This window comes from Bacteroides sp. HMSC067B03, from assembly GCF_001811315.1.
GTDB lineage: Bacteria > Bacteroidota > Bacteroidia > Bacteroidales > Bacteroidaceae > Bacteroides > Bacteroides faecis.
The window spans coordinates 1-4,372 of record NZ_KV804308.1 but is presented as its reverse complement, the minus strand read 5'-3'; the positions used below and the strand labels follow the sequence as shown (position 1 = coordinate 4,372).

At 36.0% G+C, this 4,372-nt stretch carries 3 protein-coding genes and 1 pseudogene; all 4 read left to right on the top strand.

Annotated elements, in window-relative coordinates; genetic code table 11:
• Positions 1–188 (top strand): annotated as a pseudogene (locus tag HMPREF2794_RS06945) (mobilization protein); the annotation flags it as partial.
• A gap of 302 nt (positions 189–490) precedes the next feature.
• Positions 491–988, top strand: coding sequence for a hypothetical protein (locus HMPREF2794_RS06940; RefSeq protein ID WP_009128705.1), 498 nt, complete (start codon positions 491–493; stop codon positions 986–988).
• Positions 989–1,019: 31 nt separating this feature from the next.
• Entirely contained in the window at positions 1,020–1,679 is a 660-nt protein-coding gene (locus HMPREF2794_RS06935) for a hypothetical protein (RefSeq protein WP_009128706.1), read from the top strand.
• A 15-nt stretch (positions 1,680–1,694) separates the two neighbouring features.
• Positions 1,695–4,313, top strand: a complete 2,619-nt coding sequence (locus tag HMPREF2794_RS06930; RefSeq protein WP_032945105.1) for a UvrD-helicase domain-containing protein — start codon at positions 1,695–1,697, stop codon at positions 4,311–4,313.
• Positions 4,314–4,372 lie beyond the last annotated feature (59 nt).

Sequence of the window (4,372 nt, the reverse complement as noted above, 5' to 3'; positions counted from 1 at the left end):
GACGAAGATTTGAAATCAAGAATGATGTTTTCAAAGTGGAGAAAAGTCCGGTCGATGATAACAAATTGGTGCTGACCATAAACCGACAACCGATAGGTGAATGGTTCAAGGAACAATGGAAGAAATTAAGGCAAGGTTTGCGACAGTCTGCGGAAGAGCCAAGAAAAAGTAGAGGGTTCAGAATGTAATTTTGATAGTATTTGATTGTATCTCAATAAAATTAAATATCTTTGTAAGCGGATTGAGGCAACTCTTTCCAAGACATAAGAAAAAAGAAGAAGCGTTATGCTTATCTTGTACTTGAAAACGTAGGAAATTTTCAAATTGGATACAAGAATAGCATAGTGGTTCTCACGCTATAGCGTGGGCTGCTATTGTTACATCCGTATCCAAGGTTTCCTACGACCTTCAAGTAAGAGTGTGGCATACAGTTCCACGCTTCGTGATTTAACCCATCCTTTGTGGAAGCTGGAGGATAAATGTGTAGTGTATGAACGCAATTAAAAATTGGCTATTAGTTTTTTGCACCATTCTATTAGCAAATGGGTGTGCACCACTTCGAACACCTGTAATAGTAAGGAATGCTCCTATTGAAATGTATAAATACGCATACATTTCTCCGACAAAGGAATTGACATCAAGCACAGGAGGTACATATGGAGGTCAATATGGTATCTATGGCTCTTCAACTACCAAAAGTGTTAATCCGAGTGATGTGATAGCAGGAATATTGATAAAACAGGGGTATATTATATTGCCTGAACTCAAATCCGAATTAGCGAATGAAACCTTAATTGTCAATTATGGCGAGAGTGGTAGGCGTAACAGAGGTTTAGGCTATACAATAGAAGTAACCATACAATTTAGTTCTGCAAAAACCAATGAAATGATATGCTCTTGTACGGCAGAGGGGCAAGGAGAAACAGAAGCTGATGATATTCGCCAAGCCATTAGACGAGCATTGTCAAGTTTATTCCCTGAAAAATAAAATCAATTAATAGCCAATAATATAATAAATTATGAAGAAGCTTATTGTATCATTTGCATTGATGGTTATTACGTTGGCATCGTATGCCCAAGTTTATAAAATGTATAGTACGCGAAACTATCATAACCAGCTTCGTTTAAATACGATGACAGGTGAAGTGCAGCAAATACAAGATGATGGTCAGTCTTGGATTATTTGTAGTGCAAGAGAAATATCTGGAGATAAGGAAAGTAGGTTTTGCCTTTATGAAACACAAAACATGTGGACTTTCATAATGCTTGATACATATACAGGGAAAAATTGGCAAGTTCAATTTAGTGTAAAAGGTGAAGATTATATGTTTGCTGCCCCAATCAACATCTTCTCTCTTGCATATCCCGAAGCAACTTCAAATTGGACTAATAGGTTTCAGATGTTTGCCACCCAAAACATGTGGACTTTCATATTATTAGATTCGTATAATGGACGACTATGGCAAGTCCAATATAGCACACAAGATTTAGATAATCTATTTTGCATACCTATAAACAAAGACGAATTAGGATCCGATAACGAAAAATGTATATTCTCTATTCAACCATTGACAAGCATGTATCAATACTATCTTATAAATGATAGGACAGGTGACATGTGGAAATTCCAATGGAGTACCAAGGGGGATGATTATAGGTGGATTGAAAAATTTAAATAGTCATCATCCTCTGATATGCAGTTGGTTTTACTTATAGTTGTGGTTTCTCTTGTTGCTATTTCTGTTATTGCAGTAGCCACAATACGAATACGCCTAAAAAACAAGTCCAAGGAACTTTCAGAAAAGTTAAACCACATATCTTCTTATAGCAATAAATCCAATTATGAGCAAGCAAAAGAGAGATTGTCGGCATTAAACAACGAAGCATTTATTGATATTCCGACCGACCTTAATAATGTTTTTTCATGTAAGATAATCTCTGCAACGCAAGAAAAGGATTTCACAAATCATTATATACCATATTTTCAAGAGGCGCATTCATTAGTCAAGAGACTTGAAGCCTTCAATATCACTCCATCTGTAGCAATCTCAAACCTAATTCGTGACTTTGGGAATATCAATAAGATTGTCGAGCAACATAATGATGCGGTTATAAATTCTTTACTTGATACACATAAAGAATTTTTCGACCATTGTTTGAAATATCCATTGGACAAGCAGCAAAGACGCTCAATCGTTTCAGAAGAAGATAATTGCTTGGTTGTTAGTAGCGCAGGTAGTGGAAAGACCTCTTCTATTGTTGGAAAAGTCAAGTATCTAACAGAAATAAAAGGCATTGTACCTCATAGAATCTTACTCATTAGTTACACGAACAAAGCAGCAGCCGAACTTACGGAAAGAATGGCTACTAACGGCTTGAAAGGTTATACTTTTCATAAATTAGCCATTGATATTATTGGAAGAGCAACAGGCACAAAACCATCTATTTGCGATAATACTGATTCTTTATTCGTAGATATTTATCACACTTTATTAGGGAATAAGGATTTTAAGAATAGTATAGTAGAATATTTTATTGATTATCAATCCAATGAAGCGGATTGGGAGCAACGCAAGAATGAAAGGCGAGAAAAGTTATCGGAACAAAAAAATGTTCAGTTAAAAGCAATGTGTCCCGATATGGATGGTCGAGCCATATATGTGAGAAGTGAGCAAGAGCAAAAGATATGCTTTGTCTTGTCTTCACTTGGAGTAAGATTCAGATATGAAGAGGCATACGAACATCAATTGGCAGATGAAATGCACTCTCAATATCGCCCCGATTTTTCCATATATTTCGAGCAAAATGGAGTAACCAAACGAATCTATCTGGAGCATTTCGGGGTTGATGAACATGGTCTTGTTCCAGCTTGGTTTGCAAAGGATAAAAATATAACATACGAAGAAGCCAATCAAAAATATAATGATGGTATAACTTGGAAGAAAGCAGCTCATGAGAAATTTGGCACTCAACTTTTAGTAACATCAAGTGCTGATTTCCATTATTCTGATATTAGGGATAAACTCCGTAAACTATTAGATGATGCAGGTGTACCAATTCAAGAGAAAACGGATGAAGAGTTATATGATTTAGTTTTACCCAAAGGAAGTAAGCAGGAAAAGGCATTTATACGACTTGTTGTTACTTTTGTGACATTAGTGAAATCAAGCTGTAAATCAGTTAAGGACGTTCTTAAACGAGCGAAGTATGCAGAGGATGAACGGAGTGTTTTTATTATCAAGAATATATTCCAGCCTGTATATGAACGCTATATAAGCGCATTAAGAGATAATAACCAAATTGATTTTACTGATGCGATTCTTCAAGCCACAGAAATATGTCGTGTTTCACGTCCTGTTGAGTATGATTATATCATCGTGGACGAGTTTCAAGACATATCTGTTGACCGTTATAACTTTTTAAAAGTGTTGCGTGAGGGAAATCCACCAGCAAAGTTGTATTGCGTAGGCGATGACTGGCAGTCCATATATCGTTTTTCGGGAAGTGATATGGCTCTTTTCAATCAATTCTCCGAATACTTTGGAGCAACAGAAATAAATAAGATTGAAACCACATACAGATTTGGAGAACCTTTGGTTTCGTTGTCCTCTCATTTCATACAACGCAATAAATCACAAATTCAGAAAGATATACACTCGTTCAGTTCTGAAATGAAAACAGAATTGGAGTTTTATTCTTATGACAGACGTGATTATTGCAATACGATAGGGCAACTTGTAGCTTCTATTCCATCAGACAAATCAATATTTTTGTTGGGACGTTATTCCTTTGATGATTATTATCTCTCTTTTATGTACCAATCCATCAAAGAGGGCAATAGGTTCTTTTATGTGATAGGAGGACGAAAAATCGAGTTTTTGACTGTACATAAATCGAAAGGTCTTGAAGCAGATTACGTAATACTCTTGCAATGCAATAAAGACACTTATGGCTTCCCATCTCTTGTGAGTGACGACCCTGTGCTTAACTATGTACTAACTAAAAGCGACCAATTCCCATATGGAGAAGAACGTAGATTGTTTTATGTAGCAATAACAAGGGCAAAGATGAAAACTCTTGTGCTATATGACAAGCGTTTCCCCTCTGTATTTGTGGATGAATTTTTGCATCCTGAAAAGGTTTCAGAAGAGAGTTATGTGAAGCACCCCAATGCCAATAAAAGATGGACAAGAAGTGCAGACCAATTTCTATTGAAACTGCATAATGAGGGTAAGAGCGTCAAATATATTGCAAACAAAATGGGCAGAAGTCAAACGTCAATTGTTATGCGATTGAATAAACTTAATCAATAATAATGCTCTATTTTTACCCAATAACATGGATCAATGAATAAATCTGAGGGATGAAATTA

What these genes read in the sequence shown, in the direction of transcription:
- HMPREF2794_RS06935 (WP_009128706.1), top strand. Translation starts at nt 1,020, where the DNA reads ATGAAGAAGCTTATTGTATCATTTGCATTGATGGTTATTACGTTGGCA.
- HMPREF2794_RS06930 (WP_032945105.1), top strand. Translation starts at nt 1,695, where the DNA reads ATGCAGTTGGTTTTACTTATAGTTGTGGTTTCTCTTGTTGCTATTTCT.
- HMPREF2794_RS06940 (WP_009128705.1), top strand. Translation starts at nt 491, where the DNA reads ATGAACGCAATTAAAAATTGGCTATTAGTTTTTTGCACCATTCTATTA.